Below are 25,999 nucleotides of genomic sequence, written 5' to 3' on the forward strand. Positions count from 1 at the left end.
GAATTTTGTCCACAATGCGGGATTGGCCCGGCCCGCGCGCTGTGGTATACTGGATTTACTTTACAAACAAGGGGGTCTTTCACATGCTGTCTTATTACCTTCCCGCCCTGCTCATCGTCTGCTCCAACGTCGTTTACAACCTGTGTACCAAATCGGTACCCGCGCGTGCCAATTCCTACTTCACCCTATTTGTGGTCTATCTGGTGGGCGCTGCGGTTTCGCTCGGCCTCTTCTTTGCAACCAGCCCGGAAAAAAACCTGACCGCACAGCTACATACCCTCAACTGGGCCCCGTTGCTGCTCGGATTCTCAGTCGTAGGGCTGGAGGCCGGCTACATCCTGCTCTACCGGGCGGGATGGAAGGTCAGCGTGGGGTCGTTGGTGTGCAACATCGCCCTGGCGCTGGTGTTGCTGGTGATCGGCGTGCTGTTCTACCGCGAAAAGCTGTCGGCCAACCAGTTGGTCGGAATGGCGCTCTGCCTGGGCGGGCTGTGGTTCATCAACCGGTAAACAAAAGACGCGCCCGGGAAAAGGTCCCAGGTGCGTCCTCTTTTTGTCGCTGTTAAATTCTCCGCTTGAGGTGGTTGAGCTCCCGCTCCTGACGCTCGGTCTCATCGCGCAGGGCGCCCAGTTCGTAGCGTATCTGGTCGTTGCCCGTCTTGACCGCGTCGGCGATGAGCAGCGAAATCGCGCGGTTGTTCCGCTCGATAAAGTCGAATATCTTCTGGTTGTTGAGCTGGATGTAATCGAATACACGCTGATTGTTGTCCGCCATAGCGAGGGCAAGCTTGTGGTTGTTGGCCTCGAGCTCCTCGCGCGTCACCGTGTGCATCTCGCGCAACTGCTCGCGGCGTTCGGCCTGCATATCCTGTCTCATCGCCTTCAAATTGGAGTCCAGCTCCAGCTTGAGCACCTTCATGCTCGCCTCAAGGTCCATGCGAATGAGGGAGTTGTTTTCGAGCAGCATCGATTTCAGCATCGAGAGGGTGTCGTCCATTGTCATCACCAATCCTTTGCCAAACAGTATAACACAGCTCCCCGACATTTCAAGGGGGATTTTAGGGCGTGAAAAAATTTCCAAAAGATAAGCCGCCGGTGGCAAACCACCGGCGACTGTCGCTTTTCTCTATTATTTTGCAGCTTCTGCGGCCTTCTTGCGCTCCGCCAGCTTGGCGATCGCGTCCTTGCGAGACAGGTTGATGCGGCCCTGCTGGTCGATCTCCGTGACCATGACCACAATCTCGTCGCCCACCGAGACAACGTCCTCCACCTTCTCCACACGGCTGTTCTCCAGCTTGGAGATGTGGCACAGGCCCTCCTTGCCCGGCGCGATTTCGACGAACGCGCCAAAGGTCATGATGCGGGTCACGCGGCCCTTGTAGATTGCGCCCACTTCGGGGTCGATCGCAATGGTCTCGATGACCTGCACTGCGCGGCGGCAGTCGGCCATATCGATGGCGGAGACATACACATGGCCGTCGTCCTCGATGTCGATCTTGACGTTGCAGTCCGCGCAGATCTTCTGGATGACCTTGCCGCCCGAACCGATCACCTCGCGGATCTTATCCACAGGGATCTGGAGCGAAATCATCTTGGGCGCATATTTGGAGAGCTCCGGCCGGGGCTCGGCGATGACCGGCAGCATGATGTTGTCGAGGATATAGTTGCGCGCCTCGTGGGTCTTGGCGAACGCCTCCTTGACGATCTCCGGGGTGAGGCCGTCGATCTTGAGGTCCATCTGGATGGCGGTGATGCCCTTCTTGGTGCCGCCCACTTTGAAGTCCATATCGCCGAAGAAGTCCTCGAGGCCCTGGATATCCACCATGGTCATCCAGCGGTCGCCCTCGGTGATCAAGCCGCAGGAGATACCCGCAACCGGCGCCTTGATCGGCACGCCTGCGTCCATCAGGGCCAGCGTGGAACCGCAGATGGAAGCCTGCGAGGTGGAACCGTTGGAGGACAGCACCTCGGACACCAGACGCATCGCATAGGGGAACTCCTCCACCGAGGGGAGCACCGGCTCGAGGGCGCGCTCCGCCAGGGCGCCGTGGCCGATTTCGCGGCGGCCGGGGCCGCGGCTGGGTTTGGTCTCACCCACTGAGTAGGAGGGGAAGTTGTACTGATGCATGTAGCGCTTGTTCTCCTCGCCGTCGATGCCGTCGAGAATCTGCGCGTCGCGCAGCTGGCCCAGCGTGGCGATGGTGAGCACCTGGGTCTGGCCGCGGGTGAACATGCCCGAACCGTGCACGCGGGGGATCAGGCCGACCTGAGCGTTGAGCGGGCGCATCTCGTTGATGCCGCGGCCGTCCACACGCTTGCCCTCGTCGAGCAGCCATCTTCTCACCACAAATTTTTGCAGCTTGTAGATGCACTCGTCGATCATGGCCGTCTGCTCGGGATAAACCTCGTCGAATTTAGCGTGAATTTCATCGATGATCGGATTGAGGCGCGCATCGCGCTCGTTCTTGTCATCGGTATCCAGCGCATATTTCACCTTGTCGATGGCGAACTCCTTGATCGCCTCGAACATGTCGTGATCCACTTCCTGCGACTCGAACTCGAACTTGGGCTTGCCGATCTCCGCGGCCACGCCCTTGATGAATTCGACCATCTTTTTGTTCTCTTCGTGACCCATCACGATCGCTTCGAGCATGGTGTCGTCGTCCACCTCGTTTGCGCCCGACTCGATCATCACAATCTTTTGATCGGTAGAGACCACAGTGGTGGCCATCTGCGACACCTTGCGCTGCTCCGCATCCGGGTTGATGACGATTTTGCCGTCCACAATGCCCATGCTGACGCTGGCCACCGGGCCGTTCCAGGGGATGTCCGAGATGGCGATGGCGAACGAGGTGCCCAGCATACCGGCGAGCTCGGGCGAGCAGTCGGGATCGACCGAAAGCACCGTCATCACCACCGACACGTCGTTGCGCATATCCTTGGGGAACAGCGGGCGGATCGGGCGGTCGACACAGCGGGAAGCCAGGATCGCCTTGTCGGACGGACGGCCCTCGCGCTTCAGGAAAGAACCGGGGATCTTACCGACCGAGTAGAGCTTCTCCTCGTAATCCACAGACAGGGGGAAAAAGTCGATGCCGTCGCGGGGCTTTTTGCTGGCGGTCACGTTGCACAGCACGGTGGTCTCGCCGTACCGCACCAGACAGGTGCCGTTGGAAAGGCCGCACATCATGCCGGTTTCAAAGCTGATCTTGCGCCCGGCATACTCTGTTTCAAACACTCTAAAATTTTCAAACATATTCTGCTACCTCCATCGCGCTTCGGCAGCCACCGGGTTTAGCAATAAATCCACGGTTCAAGCCCGTTGAGCCGTCGATTCACTGCTAAATCACCTTGAAGCAGCCGAAGCATTGTGTTTTTTCGGATACCATCCGCCGGTGAACGCGGGCCTCCGCTCCCCCCTCTGGATGTGCTGAGAATTATGTGAAACGAAAGGCAGATGGAAATCCATCTGCCTTTCGAAACGCATCCAATTACTTACGCAGACCGAGTTTCGCAACAATAGCACGATAACGCTCAATATCCTTTTTCATCAGGTAGTTGAGCAGGTTGCGTCTGTGACCGACCATCTTGAGCAGGCCACGGCGGGAGTGATGATCCTTGGGGTGGCGTTTGGTGTGCTCGGTCAACTCTTCGATTCTCTTGGTGAGAATGGCGATCTGGACCTCCGGCGAGCCGGTATCCTTCTCGTTGAGGCGGTTTGCCTCGATGACTGCGTTTTTCTTTTCTTTCAGGAGCATGTCGGTACCTCTTTTCTTTTTATTACCGTCTATCGCAGCAAGGGGTAGGTATCTTCCCGCGTAGCGGGCTCAGTCCCCAAGCCGGGGTAAACGGCTGCGTTAGCTTTTTCACTATACCATAAAATCCCGTTATTGTAAAGCATAAAGTTTACATGCCTCGAGGGCATGTTCCGTATCCCGCCGGATGTTTTCCCGCAGCTCCTCGATGGAGGAAAAACGAACCTCGGGGCGCAAAAAACGCACCAGCGTCACCGGAACCACCCTGCCGTACAGGTCGGCTGTCAGGCCCGGGATATGGGTCTCCGCGACCGGCCGGTTGTCGCTCTTCACCGTAGGTTTCACCCCGACGTTGGTCACCGCCGGATAAGCCCTTCCGTCGACCTCGGCAAAGGCCGCATAAACCCCGAACCGCGGCAGGGCGCAGCCCTCGGGCAACAGTTGGTTGATGGTGGGGTATTGCATCTGGCGGCCCAGCCGTCGCCCGTGCACCACCTCCAGCTCAAAGCCGTACCGGCGGCCCAGCAGGCGGTTGACAGTGTCCATCTTCCCCTGGGCCAGAGCGGCGCGAATCCGCGTGGAGCTCACCGGCTCGCCCCCGTCCATCACCTCGGGCGTGATGCACAGCTCGATGCCCAAATCGCCGCAGAGGCGCTCCAGGTCATCCACACCGCAGCCCGCGTATCTGCCGAAGCGAAAATCCCTGCCGCAGCACAGCGCCCGCGCACCGAACCGTTGGTACAACATCTCGCGCACAAACGCCTCCCCGCTCAAATCGCGGAAGGACTCAAATGCCGGACAGAACACCTGTGCAATCCCCAGGCGCGTGAGCTCCCGTTCCCGCTGCTCCACCGTGGTCAGCGCATGCAGTTCCCCCTTTGAGGATGGAGCGCTGTGCGCGGTGTCAAAGGTGAACGCGCACGGCAGCAACGAGCGGCGCGCAGCCAACTCCACCGCCTGCCCGATCACCGCCTGATGGCCGCGGTGGACCCCGTCAAAAAAACCGAGTGCAATGACAGTATGTTCCCGTTTTTCCGTTGTATTCAAAAGAACGCCAGCCTCCCGTTCCCCGGCAGAATTTACCCCTCTGCCGGGAACAATTGATCGATGTGCAGTTCATTTTTTCCGTAATCGTTGTGCGCCAAGCCCAGAAAGCGGTTCCCCGGCCCGTACACCGCATATCCGCCCTCCAGCGCTGGAAGGCGGTTGCGCGCGAGGTCGAGCCGCACCCCGTTGCAGAACAGGCGCGCCCTGCGTTCGTCGAGTGTGACGCGCTGCATCCCGGCAAACAATGTGGACACTGGGAGCAGAGCCCTTTCAAACTCCCCCGCGTCCGCCATGCGCTGCGCCTGTTCCAGCGTCAAGCACTGCTCCAGTCCAAAACCGGCCGCCTCGGTGCGGCACAGCCCCGTCAGTGTGGCCCCGCAGCCGAGCTCCTGCCCCAGGTCGTGGCAGAGGGTGCGGATGTAGGTGCCCTTGGAGCAGCTCACATCGATGGTGTAGACGTGTTCCCGCCCGTCCGCCTCCAGCAGCTCGAGCCGGTGGATTGTCACCGGCCGCGCGGCGCGTTCCACCGTGCCGCCCTCACGCGCGATGTCGTACAGCCTCCTGCCGCCCACCTGCACCGCCGAATACATCGGCGGCACCTGCATGATCTCCCCACGGAAGCGGGCGAGCGCGCGCTCCACATCCCGAGCGGATGCGTGAACCTCATTGCGGGAGAGCACCGTCCCGGTGATGTCCTGGGTGTCGGTGGTGATCCCCAACCGGAGCTCGGCGCGGTAGCGCTTATCCGTGTTGGGCAGGCGGTCGCACGCCTTGGTAGCCGCGCCGAACAGCAGCGGCAGCACCCCGGTCGCCATCGGGTCGAGGGTGCCCGCGTGGCCGATGCGGCGGGTCTTGGAAATCCCGCGCAGCTTTGCCACCACATCGAAGGAGGTGAAGCCCGCGGGCTTATTGATAAGTAAAATTCCTGTCATGCCTGGCCTCCGAAAAAAGAGAGGGACGGACAACCGCCGTCCGCCCCGTCCCATCCATTCTCTATTGTTCGGCGTCGTATCGATCGAACGCCTGTTTGACCAAAACCAAAACCTGGCGCTTTGCCTCCTCCAGCGTGGCGGCGAGGAAGCATCCCGCGGCGCGCGCATGGCCGCCGCCGCCCAATCTGGCACAGATCTCGGAGGCGTTGATATAGCGGCTGGTGCGCAGCGATACCTTGTAGCCGCCTTCCTTTTCGCGCAGAGTGACGCCCACCTCGACCCCTTCGATCTGCGTGGGGATCGCGGATACCCCTTCGAGCTCCGCGTCGTCCGCGCCGGCCTGTTCCAGCATCGCCCGCGTCATCCAGATGACCGCGCAGCGGTTGCCGAAGTGGTATTCCATCGTGTTATAAACCTCGCGCTCGATGGCGATGCGGCTTTGGGTCTTGTGGCTGAACATTTGCAGATTGATCTCGGCGTTGTCCACCCCCAGCGCCACCATCCGGGACGCGGTCGAAAGGGTTTTCGCGGTGGTATTGGAAAAGCGGAAACACCCGGTATCGGTGGAAAGCCCGGTGTAGATGCAGGTGGCCATCGGCAGATCGAGCGTCACGCCCAGGCCGTCGATCACATCGCAGATCGCCTCGGCGGTCGCCGCTGCGTCCGCCACCAGATAGGTCTGCGCCGCATAAAAGGTGTTGGACGGGTGGTGATCGATGCAGAGATCGACCGCCCCGCTGTACCGCTCGAGCTTCTTGCCGAACAGCTGGGTGTCGGCGATATCCGCCGCCACCACAAACCGCTCCTCAAACGCCTCCGGCTGGTAATCCGGGAACATAAACCGGTATTTGCGCGGGAATTCGTCTGAGCACTCCACCCGCACGCGCTTGCCCAGCGCGCGCAGCGCATAGTAGAGCGCAAAGGCCGACCCCAGCGTATCCCCATCCGGATTCTGGTGCGTCAAAATCAAAATGTCGTCCTGCTCCCGCAACCAGGCGCAGGCCTGCTCCAGCGTAATCGCAATGCCCATCTGCTCACCTCATATTGCGGGTGTTCCCCGCGCTTTCCAAATTGGATCACCCACGTTTTGGGTGTTCGATATCCTCCATGATCTTGAGAATCTCCGCGCTCTGCTCGATTGAATTGTCTGCGATAAATTTGATCGAAGGGGTGTGGCGCAGCGCCAGCCGGCCACCCAACTCGTGCCGCACAAAACCCGCGGCGTTGTTGAGCCCCTTAACCGCCTCCCTGGCGGCCTCCATGCCGTCCAGCGAGCTGATATATACCTTACAGGCCGACAGATCACGCGCGAGATCCACCTTGACGATGCTCAGCATCCCCGTGATACGCGGGTCCTTCAAGGTACCCATGATCGCGGTCAACTCGCGCTTCACGTCCTCAGCCGTGCGGTCCGCCCGGTAACTTGCCATGGCAAAACCTCCTGACATACTTGTGATCGCTCCGCGCCGCCCTCAGATGCGTGCGGATCAGTCGCGATACTCCTCCACCTCGTAGGCCTCGAAGATATCGCCTTCCTTAATATCGGCAAATTTCTGTAAACTCATACCGCATTCGTAGCCGCTGGCAACTTCTTTTACATCGTCCTTGAAGCGCTTGAGGGAATCCAGCTTGTCGTCCGCCACAATGATGCCATCGCGCACGATGCGGATGTTGGCGTTGCGCAGGATTTTGCCCTCCAGCACGTAGCAGCCCGCGACCTTGCCCACGTTGGTGATGGTGTACACCTGGCGCACTTCGGCGCGGCCCAGATCGACATCGCGGTATTTGGGCGCCAGCATCCCCTTGAGGGCGGTGCTGACTTCTTCAATGGCGTCGTAGATGATGCGGTAAAGGCGGATATCCACGCCGTCCGCATCGGCCTTGGCCTTGGCGACCGGGTCGGGACGCACATTAAACCCGATGATGATCGCACCGGAGGCCGCTGCAAGCATCACATCGCTTTCGCTGACCGCGCCCACCGCGCCGTGGATGACGCGGACGCGCACCTCGCTGTTCGAGAGCTTCTCGAGCGACTGCTTCACCGCCTCAACCGAGCCGGCCACGTCGGCCTTCACGATGATCGGAAGCTCCTTCATATCGCCCTCGGCGATCTGATCGAACAGGTTATCCAACGTGACCTTGTGGTAGGCCTTGAACATCTCTTCCTTCTGCTCGTGCTTGCGCTGCTCCACCAGCTCGCGCGCCAGCTTTTCATCCTCAACCGCGTTGAAGATATCGCCCGCCGCCGGGACCTCGTCCAAGCCGGTGATCTCAACCGGCACACTCGGGCCGGCCGCTTCGATCTTGTTCCCCCGGTCGTCGAGCATCATGCGCACGCGCCCAGTTGTGGTGCCAGCGATGACAATGTCGCCGGTGCGCAGGGTGCCGTTCTGCACCAGCAGCGTTGCAACCGGGCCGCGGCCCTTATCGAGCTTCGCCTCGATGACGGTGCCCTTCGCCAAGCGGTCGGGGTTGGCCTTGAGCTCCTTGACCTCGGCCACCAGGTTGACCATCTCCAGCAGGGTGTCGATGCCCTCGTGGGTCTTGGCCGAAACCGGCACGCAGATGATGTCGCCGCCCCACTCCTCGGGGACCAATTCGTATTCGGTAAGCTCCTGTTTGACCTTATCGGGGTTCGCGGTGGGTTTATCCATCTTGTTGATCGCCACGATGATCGAGACGCCCGCAGCCTTGGCATGGTTGATCGCCTCCACCGTCTGGGGCATGATGCCGTCGTCGGCCGCTACCACCAGGATGGCGATGTCGGTGACCTGCGCGCCGCGCGCGCGCATCGCGGTGAACGCCGCGTGGCCCGGGGTGTCGAGGAAGGTGATGTTCTTGCCGCCGATCTCCACACGGTAAGCGCCGATATGCTGGGTGATGCCGCCGGCCTCGCCCGCTGTGACGTGGGCGTTGCGGATGGCGTCGAGCAGCGAGGTCTTGCCGTGGTCGACGTGGCCCATGACCACCACGACCGGATCCCTCGGATGCAGGTTTTCAGAATTATCCTCGCTGTCGTCGATCAGACGGTCCTCGATGGTGACCACCACCTCGTGTTCGACCTTCGCGCCGATCTCCATGGCGACAAGTGCGGCGGTGTCGTAATCGATCACGTCGTTGACCGCCGCCATCACGCCGCTCAGCATCAGCTTTTTGATGATCTCGGCCGCCTGAATCTTCAGCTTCAGCGCGAGGTCGCCCACCGTGATCTCATCGGGCAGGGTGATCTCCAGCTTCTGGCGGCGCTGGCGCTCCATCTCCAACTTGCGCATCTTGAGCATCTCCTGCTCGCGGCGGGAATAGTTGGGCTTGCCGCGCTGCGCGCTGCGCTGGTTGAGCTTCTGCTTTTTGACGATATTGTCCTTGGCGAAGTTGGTGGGCGCAATGCGCTCATACTTCTCGTTGTATTTGTCCAGGTTGACCTGGGAGGTTCTCATATCGACCACGCGCACGTCGCGCCCCTTGTTGCCCTGTTCGTCCACCATCAGCGGTGCGGCTGGCTTCGCGGGGTTCACGGCCGGGCGCTGATAGGTCGGCTTGGGCTGCTTCGGGGTTCTGGGCTGGTTGTTGCCCGGGCGGCCGCCCTGCTGGAAGCCGCCGCGCTGCTGCCCGCCCTGATACGGCGGACGGTTGCCCGGACGGTTCTGCTGGAACTGCCCGCCCTGCTGCGGACGGCCCTGCTGCTGTCCCCCTTGCTGCGGGCGGTTGCCCTGGTAGGGGGGCCGGTTGCCGCCCTGCGCGCCGCCCACGGGCGGGCGGTTGGTGTTGGGCCGGAACTGCGGTGCGGGGCGGCCGTTCGGCACGCTCTGCTGTGCAGGGGCCTGCTGGCGCGCGGCAGGGCGCTGCTGCGCTGCCGGCTGTTGTTGCGGCTGCGGTGCGGGCGCAGCGGAAGCTGCGGGCTTTGCCGCCGCCGCGGGAGTCGCCGGCTGTTTTACCGCCTGGACGGCCGGCGCCGCCGCGGGCGCCGGCTTCGCCTGCTGCACTGCGGGCTCGGCGGGCTTCACCGCGGGTTTCGGCGGCTCGGGCTTCTCATCCGCCTGCGCAAAGTAGGCGTCGAAGTTTTCCACCTGGCGGGTCTGGGTATATTTTTCAAAGATGGCGTTGAGCTCGCCCTCGGTCAGCGCGGTCTGCGATTTATGCGGGGTATCGTTCACCTTGGAGAGCACCTCAATGATCTCCTTGCTGGTGACCCCCAAGTCCTTGGCGACCTCGTTGACTCTGTACTTTATCATCATAAGCAAAATCCTCCTTATTCCTCTGTTGAGGCGGTCAGCATCGCGTGCAGCTTCCCGGCGAGTCCCGGGTCTGTAACCGCCAATATTCCGGTGCGCCTGCCGATTTCATATTCCAGTTGCTCCATTGAAAACGGCAGGACAAAATGATCTATGTTATCCGCCTCGCAGAGTAGGATCACACCCTTGCGGGATCGTTCCGAAAGGTCGGTTGCGGTGAACACAATGTGCGCCTTGCCTGCAAACACCGCATCCTTGACCCGGTCGTACCCCATGAGCAGCTTCCCTGCCCTTTTACACAGCGAGATGGTTGACAGGAGCCTATTCACCCTTTTCCAATTCCTCCTCCATCCGGTTGTAAACCTCGTCGGGGATCTGGCAGGAAAGCGAACGCTCCAGGCGCCTTGCCTTTCTCGCTTTTTTCAGACAGTCGAGGTTGTTGCAGACATAGGCGCCCCTTCCGGGCTTTTTGCCCACCGTGTCGAGCGATATTTCACCTTGCGGGCTTCTCACCACACGAATCAGCTCGCGCTTCGGCTTCATTTTGCCGCAGCCCGAACACATTCTCATCGGTATCTTTTTTGTCTGCATCCCCTCTGCCTCCCTCGTCTGGTAAAACCTTTTACTCCCCGTCCGGCTCATCCTCGCCGAAGAATCCGCTCTCCGGCCGGATATCGATCTTCCAGCCAGTCAGCTTGGCGGCAAGGCGGGCGTTCTGCCCCTTGTTGCCGATGGCGAGCGACAGCTGGTGGTCGGGTACGGTGACCTTGCAGGTCTTCGCGCCTTCCGGGTCCACCTCCACCGAGATCACGTCGGCGGGCGAAAGCGCGGCCGAAATGAACTGTGCGGGGTCCTCGCTGTATTTGACGACATCGATCTTCTCGCCGTCCAGCTCATCCACGATCTTGGCGACGCGGCTACCCTTGGGGCCGATGCACGCGCCGACCGCGTCGACGTTCTCGTCCTTGCTCCACACCGCGAGCTTGGTGCGGCTGCCCGCCTCGCGGGAGATCGCCTTGATCTCGACGGTGCCGTCGTAAATCTCGGGAACCTCAATCTCAAACAGGCGCTTGACCAAACCCGGATGGGTGCGCGAGATCATGATGCGCGGGCCCTTTTCGCTGTTGGCGACCTCGACCACATACACCTTGATCCGCTGGCCTTCGACCAGTTCCTCGGTGGGCACCTGCTCAGACTTGGGCAGGATGGCCTCGCTGCGGCCGATCTCCAACGTGGCGACCCCCTTTTTGGGGTCGATGCGGGAGACAACCGCCGAGACGATCTCGTGCTCCTTGCTCTGGAACTCCTGCAAAATCTGGCCCTTTTCCGCCTCGCGGATACCCTGGCGGATGACATGCTTCGCGGCCTGGGCTGCGATTCGGCCAAACTGCTTGGTCTCCAGCGGAATTTCCACGGTGCCGCCCACCTCGGCGTGCTTGTCGTATTGGTAAGCATCCTGCAGCAGGATGTCGGTGTACTGGTTCTCGACGGCCTCGACCACATCCTTGCGGATGGCAACGCGGAAGGCGCCGCGGGCGGGGTCGATCTCCACCAGGGCGTTCTCCGTGCCGCCGTAATCGCGTTTGACCGCGATGGCAATCGCCGCCTTGATCTTTTCCAGCAGATAGTCGGCGGATATGCCCTTTTCCTTCTCCAGAAGCGCCAACGCCTCAAAAAACTCGTTGTTCATGTCAGTCGAGTCCCCCCATATCGTAATCATCGTAGAGTCGCACAAAAGCCGCTTCGTTCAGCGGCACCTGCATTTCGGTCTCTTCGTCCAGCAGAATGGTGGCTGTACGGTCCGCATAGGCGGTGAGCTCGCCGGTAAAATCCCGCTGCCCCTCCACCGGCCGGATCAGCCTCACGTTGACCAAGCTGCCGAGGTACCGCTCAAAGTGCCAGTCCTGCACCAGCTCGCGCTCGACGCCCGGCGAACAGACCTCCAGATAATAGCTCTGATCGATCGGATCCGCATCATCAATTAGTTTATCCACCGCCCGGCTGTAATTTTCGCAGTCGTCGATGGTTACGCCGCCTTCCTTGTCGATGAACAGGCGCAGATACCAGCCTGCGCCCTCCTTTTCAAAGCGGACGTCCCACAATGTCAGACCCATCTGATCCGCGACGGGCTTTACCAGCTCGGTCACAACCGCGACCGTATTTTTGCCTTTTGCCAAATTATCACCATTCCTTTTGGGTGTGCACCCAGGCACGACCCCCATACATAAACAAAAGAGCGGGTAGCCCCACTCTTTCACGTTAACACTATTACCTTATTTAGAATAGCATATTTTATTCGGTTTGGCAAGTAGAAATCCAAAATATTGTTGATTTCGCCATTTTATTCCGCGTTTGCATTGCCTCAACTGGCAAGACGTGGTAAAATAACACCCATGGGAGGGGATACCTATGAGCCGAGAAGAGGAGCTGAAGCGGCTGATCCACCAAAAGGGTCTCACTGTCAAGGCATTCGCGCGGCAGATCGACATGCCTTACAGCACCCTGCTCTCGATCCTGAACGGATCGGTGGGCGGCGCATCGCTCGACAATGCCATCAAAATTTGTGACGGGCTGGCGATTGGGCTGGACAGCCTGCAAAACCGCGTAGGGCACACCCCGCGGCGGGACGCGCGGGAACAGCGTCTGGTGGAAAGCTACCGGGCGCACCCCGGGTTGCAGGCGGCGGTGAACAAGCTGCTCGACCTCGAGGAAGAGGATGCCGGTTAACACCGATACGAGGGGCGGGGAAAAATTTCCCCGCCCCTCGATTTTTACCCGTCAGAGGCGCGCCCGTCTCTCAACCTCCCAGAAGAAGTCGTAAACCGGCTCCAACCGCCGGAAGTCCTCCTCCAGCCGGACGCAGAGCTGGTCGGAGAACAGCAGGTCGAAGTCGCGGCTGCTGTGCATCAGGGAGATACACCTGCGGTCAAGCCAATCGCGCAGTTCCTCCGGCTGGTCCGGGCAGGGGCTGCGCTTGTACCGGTCCCCCTCCACGGCAAACCGGCCGTCTGTCCCGACGGCCGCCTGAGCACGCTGGAAGGAGCGCGCGCCCTCCAGAATCAGCTCGCGCATCGCCCGCATCAGGCCGGGCGGCGCCTGATAATAGCCGCAGCCCCAGCGAAATCCGGCGGGGGATAGCTCGAATACAAAGCCGGGCGGCTCGCCGTACACTTTCCGGTCGCGCTGAAAGGCGCACCACATTACGTCGCGATAGAGGGATTTATCCCTCGCAAAGCGGGTATCGCGGTAGATGCGCGAAATGGTGCGATCCACTCGGGGCTCGACCACCAACAGTGGATCGAGCTCCAGCATGGCTGGACCGAGGCGGGCTGCCAGCTCAACGAACGGCGCCAGGACAAATTTTTGGTACTGCTCCTTGTGCGCGCGGAACCATTCCCTGCTGTTGCGCAGCCGGTTTTCCACCAGGAAGTCGAGCGTCTGTTGAAAAAATGGCACCGTTCTTCCCCCTTTGCTGTCAGGCGGTCTCGATGCTGTTGGCCGCCTGGAGGTTGAGCTTCTCCACGGCGTTCTCACGCATCTTATATTTGAGGATTTTGCCCGCCGCGTTCATCGGGAACCCGTCGACGAAATCGACATAGCGGGGGGTCTTGTGCTTGGCCATGTGGGATGCGACGTACTCCTTGAGCTCCTCCTCGGTCATCGTCTCGCCGGGCTTCAGCACCACGCAGGCCATGATCTCCTCGCCGTACTGCTTATCCGGCACACCGATCACCTGCACGTCGGACACCTTCGGGTGGGTGTAGATGAAGTCCTCAATCTCCTTGGGGTAGATGTTTTCGCCGCCGCGGATGATCATATCCTTGATGCGGCCGGTAATTTTATAATAGCCGTTTTCGTCGCGCCGCGCGAGGTCGCCGGTGTGCAGCCAGCCGTCTTCATCGATGGCGGCCGCGGTGGCGTTTGGCATCTTATAGTAACCCTTCATGATGTTATAGCCCTTGGCTACAAACTCGCCGTCCACGTTGTCCGGCAGGTCTTCGCCGGTCTCGGGGTCGACGATCTTGCACTCGACGCCGAACATCGCCGCGCCCACCGTGTTGACGCGCGCCTCGAGCGAATCGGTGGTCTTGCTCATGGTGCAGCCGGGAGACGCCTCGGTCTGGCCGTAGGTGATGCAGATTTCGGACATGTGCATCTTGTCGATCACGTCCTGCATCACCTTGATCGGGCAGGGGCTGCCCGCCATGATGCCGGTGCGCATGTGGCTGAAATCGGTCTTGGGGAAATCCTCGTGACCCAGCATGGCGATGAACATGGTGGGCACCCCGTGAAACGCGGTGATCTTCTCCTGGTTGATGCAGGCGAGCCCCTTGCGCGGCGAGAACGCCGGGATGGGCGACATGGTGACGCCGTGGGTCATCGAGGCGGTCATGGCGAGCACCATGCCGAAGCAGTGGAACATCGGCACCTGGATCATCATGCGGTCGGCGGTGGAGAGGTCCATGCAGTCGCCGATCGCCTTGCCGTTGTTGACGACGTTGTAGTGGGTGAGCATCACGCCCTTGGGGAACCCTGTGGTGCCCGAGGTATACTGCATATTGCAGACGTCGTGCTTGTTGATCGCGGCGGCGCGGCGGTAGACCTCCTCGACCGGCACGCGGCCGGCCAGGGCGACCGCCTCGTCCCAGGTGTAGCAGCCGGGCTGTTCGGAATCGACGGTGATGATGTTGCGCAGGAATGGCAGGCGCTTGATGTGCAGCGGCTTATCTTTATCCGCCGTGGCGAGCTCCGGGCAGAGCTCCTTCATGATCGCAACGTAATCCGAATCCTTGTAGCCGTCGATCATCACCAGGGTGTGGGTGTCCGACTGGCGCAGCAGGTACTCAGCCTCGTGGATTTTATAGGCGGTGTTCACGGTGACCAGCACCGCGCCGATCTTGGTGGTGGCCCAGAAGGTGATATACCACTGCGGCACGTTGGTGGCCCAGATGGCCACATGGTCGCCCGCCTTGACCCCCATTGCGATGAGGGAACGCGCGAAGGTGTCCACATCGTCGCGGAACTCCGCATAGGTGCGGGTGTAGTCTAGGGTGGTGTAACGGAAGGCGTACTGGTCGGGGAACTCCTCCACCATGCGGTCGAGCACCTGCGGGAAGGTCAGATCGATCAGGTGCTCCTTTGGCCAGACATACTTGCCGGTGCCCGCGTTGTTGTCGTAAAGGCGGCCGGTGTCGGCAGATCTCTCCATGTACTGGCCCATGAAGTTGGCGTAATGCGGGAACACGATGCCCGCGTCAGAGAGATCGGGCGCGTAGCGCCTGAGCCACTCGAGCGAGACATAGCCCTCGTAGTTGATCGAACGCAGCGCGCGGATGATCGCATCCATCGGCAGGTCGCCCTCGCCCATCATGCGGTAACAGACCTTGCCGTCCTGCATGACCGAATCCTTAATGTGGGTGTATTTGATGTATGCGCCCAGGTTCTGCACCGTCTGCTCGGGGCTCTCGCCCGCGAAACGGTAGGGGTGGTGGATATCCCACAGTGCAGCGACGTTGTCGCTCTGCACCGTGTCGAGCAGCTCGCGCAGCCGCTGGGTATCGGTGTAAACGCCGTTGGTCTCCACCAGCAGGGTGACGCCCTTCTCCTCCGCGTAGGGGGCCAGCGCCTTGAGCGCCTTTACCACCACCGCATCGTCCACCTCGCCGCGCGGCTCAGCGGTAAGGTCGCCCAGGACGCGGATGTAAGAAGCGCCCAGCTTGGAGGCGAGGTCGATGTAGTCGAGCAGCTCCCGGTGGGTCTGCTCAGCGCGGTCGGCAAAGCGCAGCGCGCAACCCGACGAGAGGCAGGGAATCTCCAGGCGCTTTTTGTGCAGCTCTTCAATTGTTTTGGGCAGGTTATCCTCGCGGAACGGCTTCGCCTTGATCGAGAAAATATCGTCGCCCAAGCCGCGGAGCTCGATGCCGCTGAAGCCGAAGTCCTTTGCCATCGAGTAGATGTCCGGCCAATCGAAGTCCGGGCAGCCGAGTGTTGAAAATGCGAGTTTCATGGTTGTAATCCCCTTCCAAAATTGATTTTTTCCGGAGACAACAAAAAACGCCATCGTCTCCGGATGAAACCAAGAGACGAAAGCGTTCACACTTCCGCGGTACCACTCTTGTTGGCGTGGCGCACCACACCCAACTCTGCGGCATCATACAATGCCCTCCGATGATAACGGTCGGAAACCCGGTCAAACCTACTAAGCCGCGCGGGCCTTTGGGTCGGACTGCTCCAGGGCCAGTTCTAACGATCCTCCGCACTGCCTCGCAGCACCCGGCAGCTCTCTGTAGCTGGATGTGACCGCTATGATTTCCCTATCACTGCATTTTGCGATGTTGGTAATGATTATAGCGCACCGAAGCGGGGTTGTAAAGCCTTTTTTCTCAATTTAAAAATTATGTTGACTTCCGACCAAAATCCCCCGCCAATCTCGGCCTTATTTTTTACAACTTTCTAAAAATATCCAATTGGGATCGGAAACCGATCTTTCTCACTTATAGAGTCAATTGATTATATCCTCAAACAGGGGAATAGACAAATGGCCAGGGCCGATTTATCATAAATCCAGCACTCAAAATTCAGATTATGGTGTCTAACTGGTGTCAGGTTGACGCTATCTCACCATGTTTATTCCGTGGTAAAGTACTTACGAAGGGGGGATAACCGTTGATCGATCAAATCGCCGCTGGCCGCGTACAGATGGCCGAACACGAGGACCAAACGGCTCGATACCGCCACCTTTTGCGCGAACAGTTGAACCAAGAAGGCCGCAAGCTGTTGCTGCGCATCATCGACGAAAAGGATCTGCGCGCCGAACGGGTGGCCTATCAAAACTATCGGCAAGGCTTCCGCGACGGACTGGAACTGGCTGTGGAGCTGCTTTGGAAAACGCAATAATCCTAAAAGGTGCCGGAGGTGATAAAACCCCCGGCACCCTTGCTATTATATTAACTTTCGGAATCCATCAGGTAATCGATCTCGCGCATCTCCTCCAGAGATTGCTGCGGCTGCTCCTCCGGCTCGTCGCCCGAGGGCTTTTTCTTTTTGCCGTCAAACAACAGGTAGAAGGATGGGATCAGCAGCAGGGTGAGCAGCGTGGAGGCGATCAGGCCGCCGATGATGACCACAGCCATGCCGCGCATCAGCTCGGCGCTCTCGCCGATGCCGATCGCCATGGGCACCATCGACAGGATGGTGGTCAGCGTGGTCATCAGGATGGGGCGCAGACGGGTCCGACCCGCGTAAATCAGCGCGGTTTCCGCGTCCATACTGGCGCGGAGCTGGTTGGCGGTGTCGATGAACAGGATGCCGTTGTTGACCACCGTACCGACCAGCATCAACAGGCCCATCAGGGAGATCATACTGACGGTGGTGCCGGTCAACCACATCAATCCGAACGAACCGATCAGGCAGAACGGGATGCACAGCATCACCAAGCCGGAAAACCGCGCCGACTCAAACTGCATGGTCATCACCATGAACACCAGCAGCACCGCTGTGGCGATCGCGCCGAACAGGGCGCTGAACTCCTCCTGCATCTGCTCCTGCATATCCGATTGTTCCAGGCTGACACCCTCGGGCAGCGCGAGTTTGGCCACCTCCGCATTGATTTCATCGCTCACGGTGATTTCGTTTTTGCCGCGGTTTTTGGCCGACTCAGCGGGCTGGCCGGTGACGGTGACGATGTAGCGGTTGTTCTTGCGCATGATGCTCTGCGGCGCATCCGAATAGCGGATTTCCGCGATCTCGGTGAGCTGCACCTGCCCGCCCGTGGTGGTGGGCAGCAGCATCGTGGCCAGATCGTTGACATTTTCAAAGCGCCCCTCCGGGTACTCGACCTGCACCGAATACTCCACGCCGTCCTGGCGGATGGTGGTGGCCTCAGCGCCAACCAGGTTGGTTCTCACCATCCCCATCACCTGCACCGGGGTGAGGCCGTAGGCGGACGCCTTGAGCGGGTCCACCACGACCTCCGCCTGCGGGTTGCCCTTGGTGAGGCTGGAGGATACGTTGATGATCGCACTGTTTTTGCGCATCGTCTCCTCCACCAGGTCGGCTCCCTCCTTCAGGGTGTCCAGGTCGGAGCCCTGAAGGTTGATCTGGACGGAACCATCGCCGGTGATGGACGAGAAGTTGCTCGCTGAGCTCACCTTGACCTCGCAGTTGGTGATATCCCGGGTGGCCTCCTGCCACTGCGCCACCACCTCGCGGGTGGTCATCTCGCGGTCCCCCTTGAGATAGGCGCTGACTGTGGCCCCCGAGCCGCTGCCAAACAGGCCGCCGCCCGTGGTGACGAGATACCGCTCCACATCCGGGTGCTCCGCGACCATCTGCTCCAAACGGTTCAGGGTGGGCTCCATCTCCGAGAGCTTGAGGCCCGGCTTGGTGTTCACCTCAATGGACACCTGGCCCTGGTCGATCTGCGGCATCAGCTCCATCTGCAACGTGGAGAACAGGAAGAAGGAGGCGATCAGCAGCAGCACCGCCACCAGCACGACCAGCCACTTGAAGCGGAAGGTCTTGCGCAGGAAGTTGCCATACCCCTTCTCCACGCGGGCCAGGCCGCGGGAAATGGGGGTGTTCTTCTTCTCCATCGGGCGCAACCGGCAGAACAACAGGGGCACCAACGTCAATGCAGAAATCAGCGACGCGGTGAGCGAGAAGATGATGGTGAAGCCGAGCTGCTTAAACATCTGGCCGGACATACCCTGCATCAAGCTGATGGGCAGGAAGACCACGATGGTGGTGATGGTGGAGGCGATGATCGAGCTGGTGACCACCTTTGCGCCCTCCAAGGCGGATTCGCGGAAGCTGGGGATGCGATCTTTAACGCGGAAGCAGCTCTCTACCACGACGATCGAGTTATCCACCATCATGCCGACGCCGATGACCAGACCGCCCAGCGACACCACGTTGAGCGAAATGTCCATCAGATTCATGATGATAAGGGTCAACAGCAGCGAAATCGGCATCGAGCTGCCCACGATGAGCGACGCTTTGAGGTCGCCGAAGAACAGGAACAGCACGGCCATCGAGATGATGACGCCGAGAACCAGCGTTGTCGCCACCGACTGAGTGGAGTTGACGATCATGGTGCTGGTATCGTTGACCACCGAAAGCTGGATATCGGTGCGCGACGCGTTGATACGCTCTACCTCTTTGTTGACCGCGCGGGTCACACTGAGGGTGTCCGCGCTCTGGCGCTTCTTGATGCCCAGGCTGACCGACTCGCTGCCGTTGTAGCGGCTGATCGAATCGAGATCCTCCTGGGTTTCATAGATATCCGCCACGTCGGACAGGCGGATGATCGCGCCCGAGCGGGTGGTGATCGGGATATTTCTCAGGCTTGCGGTGGTGTTGTAGTCCACCTCGCCGCGCACTGTCAAATCCACATCGCCGCGCCCCACATCGCCAGCTGGAATCGAGAAATTCGCGCTGGCGATCGCGCTGGATACCGAGCTCAAATCCAAGCCGAACTGCTTGAGCTGCTCCTCCTTGAGCTCGACCCGTATGTAGTCCTCGCGGCCGCCCGAAATATCCACCGAGGCGACGCCGGCAATCTTTTCAAACTCCGGCACAATCTCGTCGTCCAGCACGTTGAGCAGCTTGACGTCGCCGCGCCCCTCCGCAGACAGGGTGATTGTGTCCAGCATATCCATGCTGATCTCAATGATGATGGGCTTGCTGGCGTCATCCGGCAGGCTGTTGACATACATATTGATCTTTTCCTGCAAGTCCATGTGCGCCACGTCCATGTTGGTGCCGTATTCCAGCTCCAGCATGACCATCGACAGGTTCTCGGACGACTGCGATGTGATGTTCTTCACACCATTGAGGTTGGCGACCGCGCTTTCCACCTTGGAGGTGACCAGATCCTCAACCTCTTCGGGACCGGCCCCAGGGTAGGTGGTGCCGACGATCAGCATGGGCATTTCCATCTCCGGCATCAGTTCCAGCGGCGAGCTGAAGATCGCCGAGATGCCGAATACCACCAGCGCCAGCACCACAATTACCACCGACACCGGCCTTTTCAGCGATAGTTTTGTTAAATTCATGCTTCATCGCCCTCGCTGTTCGCAGCGGAAGATTCCGCGGAATTGGAATCGGCCACCATAATCTTTGCGCCGTCCATCAGGTTGGGGTGCCAGGTCGTGATAACGCGGTCATTTTTGGAGATTCCCGAGAGGATCTCAATGCGGCTACCGTCGTTGATGCCAGTTGTAACATCCACCCGCACCGCAGCGCCGCTTTCATCGACATAGACAAACGGCTTGTTGTCCTCGTAATAGACGCAACTCACCGGCAACAGGATTGCGGCTTCCGCACGGTCGGTATCCACCGCGATCTTCACCGTCACGCCGGTCAATAGGCCGGAACCGTCCTCATCGATGCGAGCTTTGACCGCGAACAAGCCGGTCTGCTGGTCGGCGGCGGTGCTTACCTCGATGATGGTACCCTTGCGCTCCTCACCGTTGATCGTAACCGCGACCGGGTCGTCGATGGAAAGACCCAGCACCACGCTGGACGGAACCGCGAAATTAACAAGCATACTGCCCTTGTTGGAGATGGTGTAATAGGCGACGCTGGTGCCACCCGACATCTGGTGCTCGTCGGCATTTTTTGCCTCCACCACGCCGTCGATGGGCGCATAGACCTTGGTGAAACCGAGCTGCTGCGTCTGTACCTGGTAGTTTGCCTCAGCTAACACCAGCTGCTGCGCGATGAGCGCCTTGTTCTCCTCCAGCGACTCGCCCTCGGTCAATTCCAAAAGCTGCTGCGCCAAATCGTAAGAGCTGGCGGCCGCATCTCGGGCGGCCTTCAGTTTGCGATAATTGTAGTCGCTCTTATCCCCATCATAATCACTGCCATAGGTATCATTGTAAGTAAAGCGGGCGTTGTCATATGCACTCTTTGCCTGGATTACACTGCTGCGCGCCTGCAAAACAGCTTGGTCCAACTGAGTTTCGCTGCTCGCTGCGGAAAGTTTTGTGAGCTCGAGGTTCGCTTTCGCCAGATTGACCGCCGGCATCAGGTCAGAGGCGTCCAGTTCAAAGAGCAGGTCCCCCTTTTTGACCGTATCGCCCACCTTGGCATAGGTCTTGAGCACCTCGCCGCTGGTCTTGGGCATCACCATCACCGACTCAGCGGGCTCCAGCTTGCCGATATATTCGGCGGTCAAGGCGATGTCGCCCACCTCTGGATATGCGGTCTCCACCAGGATGTTGCGGTCGGTCTCCTCCACCTGCGACTCCTGGCCGCCGAACGTCGAGCAGCCTGTGGTCAGCACGGTGCTGAGTAAAACTGCACTCAGCGCTAAACTGAGCGCCTTCTTTTGTTTGGTCATTGTTAAAACCTCCGTATCCGGTTTATTTTTGTTTTGTATATGTAAATTGTTGAGACATCAGCTTCACCATCTCATTAAGACGGTTGAGGCCCCGCACAATGTCTTCCATATCCTGTTCGCTCATCTGGGCGCCCACCGGATCGAACCGGCGGCACATCTCGTCATTAATTTGGCCGAGCACATCTGTCGCATGGTCGGTAAGCGAAATGTTGACCACCCGCTCGTCCTGTGTGTCTCGCGTGCGGGTGACCCAACCCGCCCGCTCCATCTTTTTGCACATGGCGGATACGTTGGCCCCGGCCATGCAGGTCGATTCGCTCAGGGCTCCCACAGAAAGTACGCCTTCCCGCGCGTGCCCGATATCCATCAACAGCCGAAGCTGTACCCCGGTGAGGCCGTACCGCTCGTAGACCGACTGGAACATGCGATCGCCGCTGCCCATGATCTGACGCAGCACATCCCAAAAGCTGGTCTTAAACGTCATAATATCCCATTGCATTTCTATCCCCCTCTTTTTACTCGAATTATCTTTATCATTTATATTATCTATTGCCAATACATAATATTGCGAATGTGTTAATTTGTAAAGGTATTTTTTGTAATATTCACAAATATTTCATCGAATTTTCTCTATATTAACAAAAGTTTGGTATGAAAAGAGGCTCCTGCCGCGCAGATGCGGCAGGAGCCTCGGCCTCTATTTTGATTGGTCGATCCTACTGATTCCCAAAATACTTTTTTTGATCTCCAGCATATCGAAAACATTGATTTCGCCATCGCGGGTGGTGTCCGACGCCGCCGCATAGATGCCGTCCAGCCTGCTGATTCCGAGAATGTGGCGTTTGGCTTCCAGCAGGTCGAAAACATCGATTTTGCCATCACCGTAACAGTCACCGTACAACAACGCTGTCAGGGAACTGAGCGTGCGGCCCTTTTCATCACAGTACCGAATTTCACACCCCGTTCCCACGAGGTCGCCTCCCTGCAACTGCCGCATCTGTCCCGAACTGTCAGCCCGCATCACCGCAAGACGATAACGTGTCAAAACTGTCAGGTTATCGCTCATCTCCTCCACGGTGGTTCCAACTTCCAGCCCGCTCAACTGCCGCTGTTCAAAATCAGCATGATAATAGTCGCTGGTCAACTGGGGATGTATCCAATAGCGGTAGGTCTGCCTGAGTTCATTTCCATGCAGTGGATAGACAACAAATTCGATGGACCCTGGCCTTTGCATAACAGAATCCTCCGGCGCTTGCAGCTCCACTTCAAAGCAATAGGTCCCTTCAACCTGCACGAGCTCTGGATTTTTGATCTTCTTTAAAAGCTGACCTGTCCCGCCGTGGTTCAGTGTAAACCGGCAGTGAGAAACCTCCAGCTCGTCTGCGCTCAGGCCCTCCACTACCAGATAGCACTTCCGGATGGTATTTTCAAAGAAATCGAGCTGCCAGATGCGGTTGGTGAGCTCCGGATCGGAGTAGGCTTTGATCTTCGCCTCTTGTATTATAATCGGGTAGGTGTGCCGAACCCCTTCCGCATTTTCCAAGGTGATCGAATTGGGTTCGTCCCCGCCCAGCAGCAGGGCGTCCACCGTCAGATAGGTTTTTCCGTCGATTTCGATGGTGCTCCATTCAAAGCCGTCGCCCTGGGTTTCCACCACACGGAATCCAGTCTGCTCGCGCTCCGCATTGAGTATGGCAAAATATTGCGTCTCCAACTCGCGGAGTTCGATTGTTACAGGAGTTTCACTGGATGTGAAGTCACCGTCCATCTCCCTCTCAGCGATATAAATACCGCTGATCAGCCGATAGGGCAACACCCACCGGAATTTGTGATCGCCATCCGAGGCCCAAACTGTGATGTTATCTTCCGACGGTTTCCTTTCATCGCGATATAGCGTCAGCTTAATCGCCTTGTCTTTTTCCAGATAATCAGCTTCGATTCGATCTACCACCCCAGTAGAAACAGAAATGGAGTCTGCAATGCTTCTCCAGTCGATCGGCGTTCCATCCTCTGCGTTGGCGCCGATTTCAGCACCTTTTATGTAAACGGTTTCCATACTCTCTCCAAACAACGGAAGCGATATTTCATCGATCGGTATGGTGCAGCTTTCATCATGATAAATCTGAGGGCTGCCCATGGTGGAAAAGTAGAAGGTTTTGGAGGGAGTGCCGTCAACGCTGACGGTAAGGGCGCTTTTCTTCCTTTGCACAGGCGATTGTACCCATAAAATAAGGGGCCCTTGCTCAGCAACTCGATCCTCAAAAAGTGTGGCCTGAAATTCCTCTGACATGGAGCTAATCTTCACTTTGTCCAAATGATCGGCCGCTATGGTATTTCCGTCCACCGTGAGTAAACCTTCCCACCCGTTGTTGCGATCCAGCTCAGTCGGCCTTGCAGGGTCAGTGGAAATCAGAATAGGGGACTCGTAGTCCGGGAGGACAAATTGATAGTCATCATCGTAAACATATTCATAAAATCCAATTCCAGGTTCCACCGTGCTGCAATAAAACGGAAAACTGTGCAGCCGCCTCTCCTCGTCCATCAAAACTACATTCAGCGCCGAACCCTCTGGAATTTCCACGCCGGGCTTGGTGGTGAGGGACAATGCGAGCGTATCGTCCTCTAAACGGGTAAAGCTGAATTTCGCAATTTGCCCGCTCGCGTCGCCGGTCAATCGGGATCGCTCCAAATTCCATGCGATTCCTTCCTCCAACAGATCGCCCCGGAAATAGAGCGTTCTGCCCTCACCGGCGATCGGCAGCATGAACTCGTTTTCGCTGCCCGTCCCCGAGATATGGAGCGCCCCCTCTGTCGTGACATAATAGGTCTTTTTGAAGTTGCCTATTTTTATATTGAAACTGCCATTCTGTCCTATCTCTGTGGCGCATATCGAAACCAAAATCTTTTTCAGGGTTTCATCATAGACGGCTTCCACCCTGTCGAGGTTTTGTAGCTCTGAAAACTCGATCCGGTCGATGGAGAAATCGGGAGCGATAAAGTTGGAGTCCAACAGATAATCGACCCGGTTGAGCTTGATCGTGGACGGCTCATCGGAATCTTCCGAGAGCGAATCCCCCCAGACGGTCTTGTCGTCATCCGTGTAGTAATAATTTTTGAGGGAAAACCAGGGCGCCTCCGGTTCTCCGAGCTCTTCTTGGTGCAGGGAATAGTTCGAGCCGTTTTTAACCACATAGCGCAGGGTATTTCTGGATATGGAAAGCTCCGTAATGGTTCCAGTAGAAATTTTTATTTCCACCGATATCTGTTGAGGATTGTTCAGCGGTGCAGACCAAACGTAGCGCCCTCCATCCGTAAAATAAATCCGATTGCCATATAGCGCTAAAAAGTCCGCATCCTCCTGAATGAAGGCTACTTGATGGCTACCGTCAAATTCAGATCTTTGTATGTTATCACGGGCATAGTACCATTCCTCATTGAAATAAAACATACCGGAAGTGATATCTTTCCAATAGTAGTTTTTATAGCGGTCGCTTTTACATTCGGGAATCGCCTCGTCCCACTCTGAGTAGCCTTGACGCTCCATCTCTGTGTCACTCAAAAGCACCCGTTTATGCTGGACGTACCCCTCTTTGTCGTAGTCATCCGTGGCAGGTTTCTTTGTCCCATTGACCCAAACAGGATCGTCCCAGGTGGCGTCGACATGATACCATTTGCCATCGAGCTGCACCACATTCCAGGCATGATTCATCTCCTCTGCTGCGACAAAAAGCACTGGGATGCCCTCACGCTTCAGGATATCAACCATTGCAAGCGCATAGCCGTTGCAAACTCCTAAGCCCTTCACCAGAATGCCGTACGCGCTATAACTCTCAACGTCTCCGTTCCCTGGATCTAAAGCAATGTCATAATCGTACTTTGTATGGAGCGCGAGATGATCGTGCACCGCCAACACCTTTTCTTCGTCGGTCATTCCGTCGTGAATCGCCGTCCTGCGGGCATAATCAATCGCGTCTTCGTACTCTTCCTGCATCTCTTCGCTAGTATCTTCGTCATATTTATAATGAAAATAAATGGTTGAAGCGATGCTGTTTCTAATAGACCACCCAATTGTACCTTCGACATAAAACAGCTCAGGATGGCTGTTTAAAACCTTAAAGTATGCGCGTCCGATCTCTGCGGGATCCCCCTCGTAATCCTGAACTCCATCGAGGCCAAATTCATAGACGCTAATGCTCGCCTTTCTTGCCTTCAAGGCGGAGACAATCTTTTCCTCAAACCTTTTTTCATTGGAAATAGAGCGCAAAGCAGTGCTGCGGGGCTTGAGTTGTTCACCTGAAAGGGCCCCTTCTTGAAATAGCCCTTCCTTGGCTTCCTTCAATTCCGCTCCCGAATCACCTTCATCAAGAGAGCTTTCCGATTGTTCAAAAGGCGGATCACTCGCCGAAGATTCTGCTGGAAATTCCAGCGGAGGGCCCGCAGGTCCCTCCGCTGGTTGTTCCTCCTCCAAATCATTCTGCGATTCTTCCGATCCGCCTTCAAATACCGATTCTTCATTTGAAAGCTGTTTGGGGGATATCTCTTCTCCAAATGCGCCTTCTTCTTGCGAGGATATTGCCTCTCTTCCCGATTCGAGAGAAACCTCCTCTTTGCCGGGCAGAGCCCATGCGATGTGGGTGAAAAGCAGTGCCGTACTCAGCAACAGTGCGGTTACCCTCATTTTGTTCATTCC

At 58.1% G+C, this 25,999-nt stretch carries 21 protein-coding genes and 1 other annotated feature; of the genes, 3 read left to right on the plus strand and 18 right to left on the minus strand.

Annotated elements, in window-relative coordinates:
• Positions 1-83: 83 nt before the first annotated feature.
• Positions 84-509 (plus strand): EamA family transporter, encoded by a 426-nt coding sequence (locus H8711_RS02785; RefSeq protein ID WP_249282014.1) that lies wholly within the window; start codon positions 84-86, stop codon positions 507-509.
• Positions 510-561: 52 nt separating this feature from the next.
• Here the strand turns inward: H8711_RS02785 and H8711_RS02790 are convergent, their stop codons facing one another.
• The 12 genes from H8711_RS02790 to H8711_RS02845 all read right to left on the minus strand — a co-directional run bounded on the left by H8711_RS02790 (position 562) and on the right by H8711_RS02845 (position 12,142).
• Entirely contained in the window at positions 562-1,002 is a 441-nt protein-coding gene (locus H8711_RS02790; RefSeq protein WP_249282015.1) for a hypothetical protein, read from the minus strand.
• A 126-nt stretch (positions 1,003-1,128) separates the two neighbouring features.
• A complete protein-coding gene (locus H8711_RS02795; RefSeq protein ID WP_249282016.1) occupies positions 1,129-3,255 on the minus strand; it encodes a polyribonucleotide nucleotidyltransferase in 2,127 nt (708 codons plus the stop codon).
• A gap of 235 nt (positions 3,256-3,490) precedes the next feature.
• On the minus strand, positions 3,491-3,757 hold the full coding sequence (rpsO, locus tag H8711_RS02800; protein ID WP_249282017.1) for a 30S ribosomal protein S15: 267 nt from the start codon (positions 3,755-3,757) through the stop codon (positions 3,491-3,493).
• A 129-nt stretch (positions 3,758-3,886) separates the two neighbouring features.
• Entirely contained in the window at positions 3,887-4,801 is a 915-nt protein-coding gene (gene ribF / locus H8711_RS02805; protein WP_249282018.1) for a riboflavin biosynthesis protein RibF, read from the minus strand.
• A gap of 32 nt (positions 4,802-4,833) precedes the next feature.
• The gene (gene truB / locus H8711_RS02810; protein WP_249282019.1) at positions 4,834-5,733 is read right to left on the minus strand and encodes a tRNA pseudouridine(55) synthase TruB; all 900 of its coding nucleotides are present in this window, start codon (positions 5,731-5,733) and stop codon (positions 4,834-4,836) included.
• A 61-nt stretch (positions 5,734-5,794) separates the two neighbouring features.
• Positions 5,795-6,763 carry a DHH family phosphoesterase gene (locus H8711_RS02815; RefSeq protein ID WP_249282020.1) on the minus strand — a complete coding sequence of 323 codons (969 nt, stop codon included), beginning with the start codon at positions 6,761-6,763 and terminating at the stop codon, positions 5,795-5,797.
• 46 nt (positions 6,764-6,809) lie between these two features.
• On the minus strand, positions 6,810-7,163 hold the full coding sequence (gene rbfA, locus H8711_RS02820; protein ID WP_249282021.1) for a 30S ribosome-binding factor RbfA: 354 nt from the start codon (positions 7,161-7,163) through the stop codon (positions 6,810-6,812).
• 57 nt (positions 7,164-7,220) lie between these two features.
• Positions 7,221-9,968, minus strand: a complete 2,748-nt coding sequence (gene infB, locus H8711_RS02825; RefSeq protein ID WP_249282022.1) for a translation initiation factor IF-2 — start codon at positions 9,966-9,968, stop codon at positions 7,221-7,223.
• 14 nt (positions 9,969-9,982) lie between these two features.
• A complete protein-coding gene (locus H8711_RS02830; RefSeq protein WP_249282023.1) occupies positions 9,983-10,294 on the minus strand; it encodes a ribosomal L7Ae/L30e/S12e/Gadd45 family protein in 312 nt (103 codons plus the stop codon).
• Positions 10,287-10,556 carry an RNase P modulator RnpM gene (rnpM, locus tag H8711_RS02835; protein WP_249282024.1) on the minus strand — a complete coding sequence of 90 codons (270 nt, stop codon included), beginning with the start codon at positions 10,554-10,556 and terminating at the stop codon, positions 10,287-10,289. Before rnpM ends, H8711_RS02830 begins: the two co-directional genes overlap by 8 nt.
• Positions 10,557-10,587: 31 nt before the next feature.
• Positions 10,588-11,655, minus strand: a complete 1,068-nt coding sequence (gene nusA / locus H8711_RS02840) for a transcription termination factor NusA (protein ID WP_249282025.1) — start codon at positions 11,653-11,655, stop codon at positions 10,588-10,590.
• 1 nt (position 11,656) lies between these two features.
• A complete protein-coding gene (locus H8711_RS02845) occupies positions 11,657-12,142 on the minus strand; it encodes a ribosome maturation factor RimP (RefSeq protein WP_249282026.1) in 486 nt (161 codons plus the stop codon).
• A gap of 232 nt (positions 12,143-12,374) precedes the next feature.
• Between H8711_RS02845 and H8711_RS02850 the strand changes: the two genes are divergently transcribed.
• Entirely contained in the window at positions 12,375-12,692 is a 318-nt protein-coding gene (locus tag H8711_RS02850; protein WP_249282027.1) for a helix-turn-helix domain-containing protein, read from the plus strand.
• A gap of 51 nt (positions 12,693-12,743) precedes the next feature.
• Here the strand turns inward: H8711_RS02850 and H8711_RS02855 are convergent, their stop codons facing one another.
• Together H8711_RS02855 and H8711_RS02860 are read right to left on the minus strand one after the other, a co-directional pair.
• Positions 12,744-13,421 carry a DUF2461 family protein gene (locus tag H8711_RS02855; protein ID WP_249282028.1) on the minus strand — a complete coding sequence of 226 codons (678 nt, stop codon included), beginning with the start codon at positions 13,419-13,421 and terminating at the stop codon, positions 12,744-12,746.
• A 19-nt stretch (positions 13,422-13,440) separates the two neighbouring features.
• Positions 13,441-15,972, minus strand: coding sequence for an AMP-binding protein (locus tag H8711_RS02860; protein WP_249282029.1), 2,532 nt, complete (start codon positions 15,970-15,972; stop codon positions 13,441-13,443).
• A gap of 69 nt (positions 15,973-16,041) precedes the next feature.
• Positions 16,042-16,295: a binding site (T-box leader), on the minus strand.
• A 336-nt stretch (positions 16,296-16,631) separates the two neighbouring features.
• Between H8711_RS02860 and H8711_RS02865 the strand changes: the two genes are divergently transcribed.
• On the plus strand, positions 16,632-16,862 hold the full coding sequence (locus H8711_RS02865) for a DUF6809 family protein (RefSeq protein ID WP_249282030.1): 231 nt from the start codon (positions 16,632-16,634) through the stop codon (positions 16,860-16,862).
• Positions 16,863-16,912: 50 nt separating this feature from the next.
• Here the strand turns inward: H8711_RS02865 and H8711_RS02870 are convergent, their stop codons facing one another.
• The 4 genes from H8711_RS02870 to H8711_RS02885 all read right to left on the minus strand — a co-directional run bounded on the left by H8711_RS02870 (position 16,913) and on the right by H8711_RS02885 (position 25,996).
• On the minus strand, positions 16,913-20,020 hold the full coding sequence (locus tag H8711_RS02870; protein WP_249282031.1) for an efflux RND transporter permease subunit: 3,108 nt from the start codon (positions 20,018-20,020) through the stop codon (positions 16,913-16,915).
• Complete coding sequence (locus H8711_RS02875) at positions 20,017-21,309, minus strand: efflux RND transporter periplasmic adaptor subunit (protein WP_249282032.1); 1,293 nt, start codon at positions 21,307-21,309, stop codon at positions 20,017-20,019. The genes H8711_RS02870 and H8711_RS02875 overlap by 4 nt, the downstream gene beginning before the upstream one ends.
• 22 nt (positions 21,310-21,331) lie before the next feature.
• Complete coding sequence (locus H8711_RS02880) at positions 21,332-21,808, minus strand: MarR family winged helix-turn-helix transcriptional regulator (protein ID WP_249282033.1); 477 nt, start codon at positions 21,806-21,808, stop codon at positions 21,332-21,334.
• Between the two features lie 198 nt (positions 21,809-22,006).
• Entirely contained in the window at positions 22,007-25,996 is a 3,990-nt protein-coding gene (locus H8711_RS02885) for a dockerin type I repeat-containing protein (protein WP_249282034.1), read from the minus strand.
• Between the last annotated feature and the right edge of the window lie 3 nt (positions 25,997-25,999).

This window comes from Ligaoa zhengdingensis, assembly GCF_014384885.1.
GTDB lineage: Bacteria > Bacillota > Clostridia > Oscillospirales > Ruminococcaceae > Ligaoa > Ligaoa zhengdingensis.

Bases quoted from the DNA above. Each gene is read 5' to 3' on its own strand.
- H8711_RS02875 (WP_249282032.1), bottom strand. From the start codon at position 21,309: ATGACCAAACAAAAGAAGGCGCTCAGTTTAGCGCTGAGTGCAGTTTTA.
- H8711_RS02785 (WP_249282014.1), top strand. From the start codon at position 84: ATGCTGTCTTATTACCTTCCCGCCCTGCTCATCGTCTGCTCCAACGTC.
- H8711_RS02790 (WP_249282015.1), bottom strand. From the start codon at position 1,002: ATGACAATGGACGACACCCTCTCGATGCTGAAATCGATGCTGCTCGAA.
- H8711_RS02870 (WP_249282031.1), bottom strand. From the start codon at position 20,020: ATGAATTTAACAAAACTATCGCTGAAAAGGCCGGTGTCGGTGGTAATT.
- H8711_RS02860 (WP_249282029.1), bottom strand. From the start codon at position 15,972: ATGAAACTCGCATTTTCAACACTCGGCTGCCCGGACTTCGATTGGCCG.
- nusA (WP_249282025.1), bottom strand. From the start codon at position 11,655: ATGAACAACGAGTTTTTTGAGGCGTTGGCGCTTCTGGAGAAGGAAAAG.
- rpsO (WP_249282017.1), bottom strand. From the start codon at position 3,757: ATGCTCCTGAAAGAAAAGAAAAACGCAGTCATCGAGGCAAACCGCCTC.
- H8711_RS02880 (WP_249282033.1), bottom strand. From the start codon at position 21,808: ATGCAATGGGATATTATGACGTTTAAGACCAGCTTTTGGGATGTGCTG.
- rbfA (WP_249282021.1), bottom strand. From the start codon at position 7,163: ATGGCAAGTTACCGGGCGGACCGCACGGCTGAGGACGTGAAGCGCGAG.
- H8711_RS02850 (WP_249282027.1), top strand. From the start codon at position 12,375: ATGAGCCGAGAAGAGGAGCTGAAGCGGCTGATCCACCAAAAGGGTCTC.
- H8711_RS02815 (WP_249282020.1), bottom strand. From the start codon at position 6,763: ATGGGCATTGCGATTACGCTGGAGCAGGCCTGCGCCTGGTTGCGGGAG.
- rnpM (WP_249282024.1), bottom strand. From the start codon at position 10,556: ATGCAGACAAAAAAGATACCGATGAGAATGTGTTCGGGCTGCGGCAAA.
- infB (WP_249282022.1), bottom strand. From the start codon at position 9,968: ATGATGATAAAGTACAGAGTCAACGAGGTCGCCAAGGACTTGGGGGTC.
- H8711_RS02885 (WP_249282034.1), bottom strand. From the start codon at position 25,996: ATGAACAAAATGAGGGTAACCGCACTGTTGCTGAGTACGGCACTGCTT.
- truB (WP_249282019.1), bottom strand. From the start codon at position 5,733: ATGACAGGAATTTTACTTATCAATAAGCCCGCGGGCTTCACCTCCTTC.
- H8711_RS02795 (WP_249282016.1), bottom strand. From the start codon at position 3,255: ATGTTTGAAAATTTTAGAGTGTTTGAAACAGAGTATGCCGGGCGCAAG.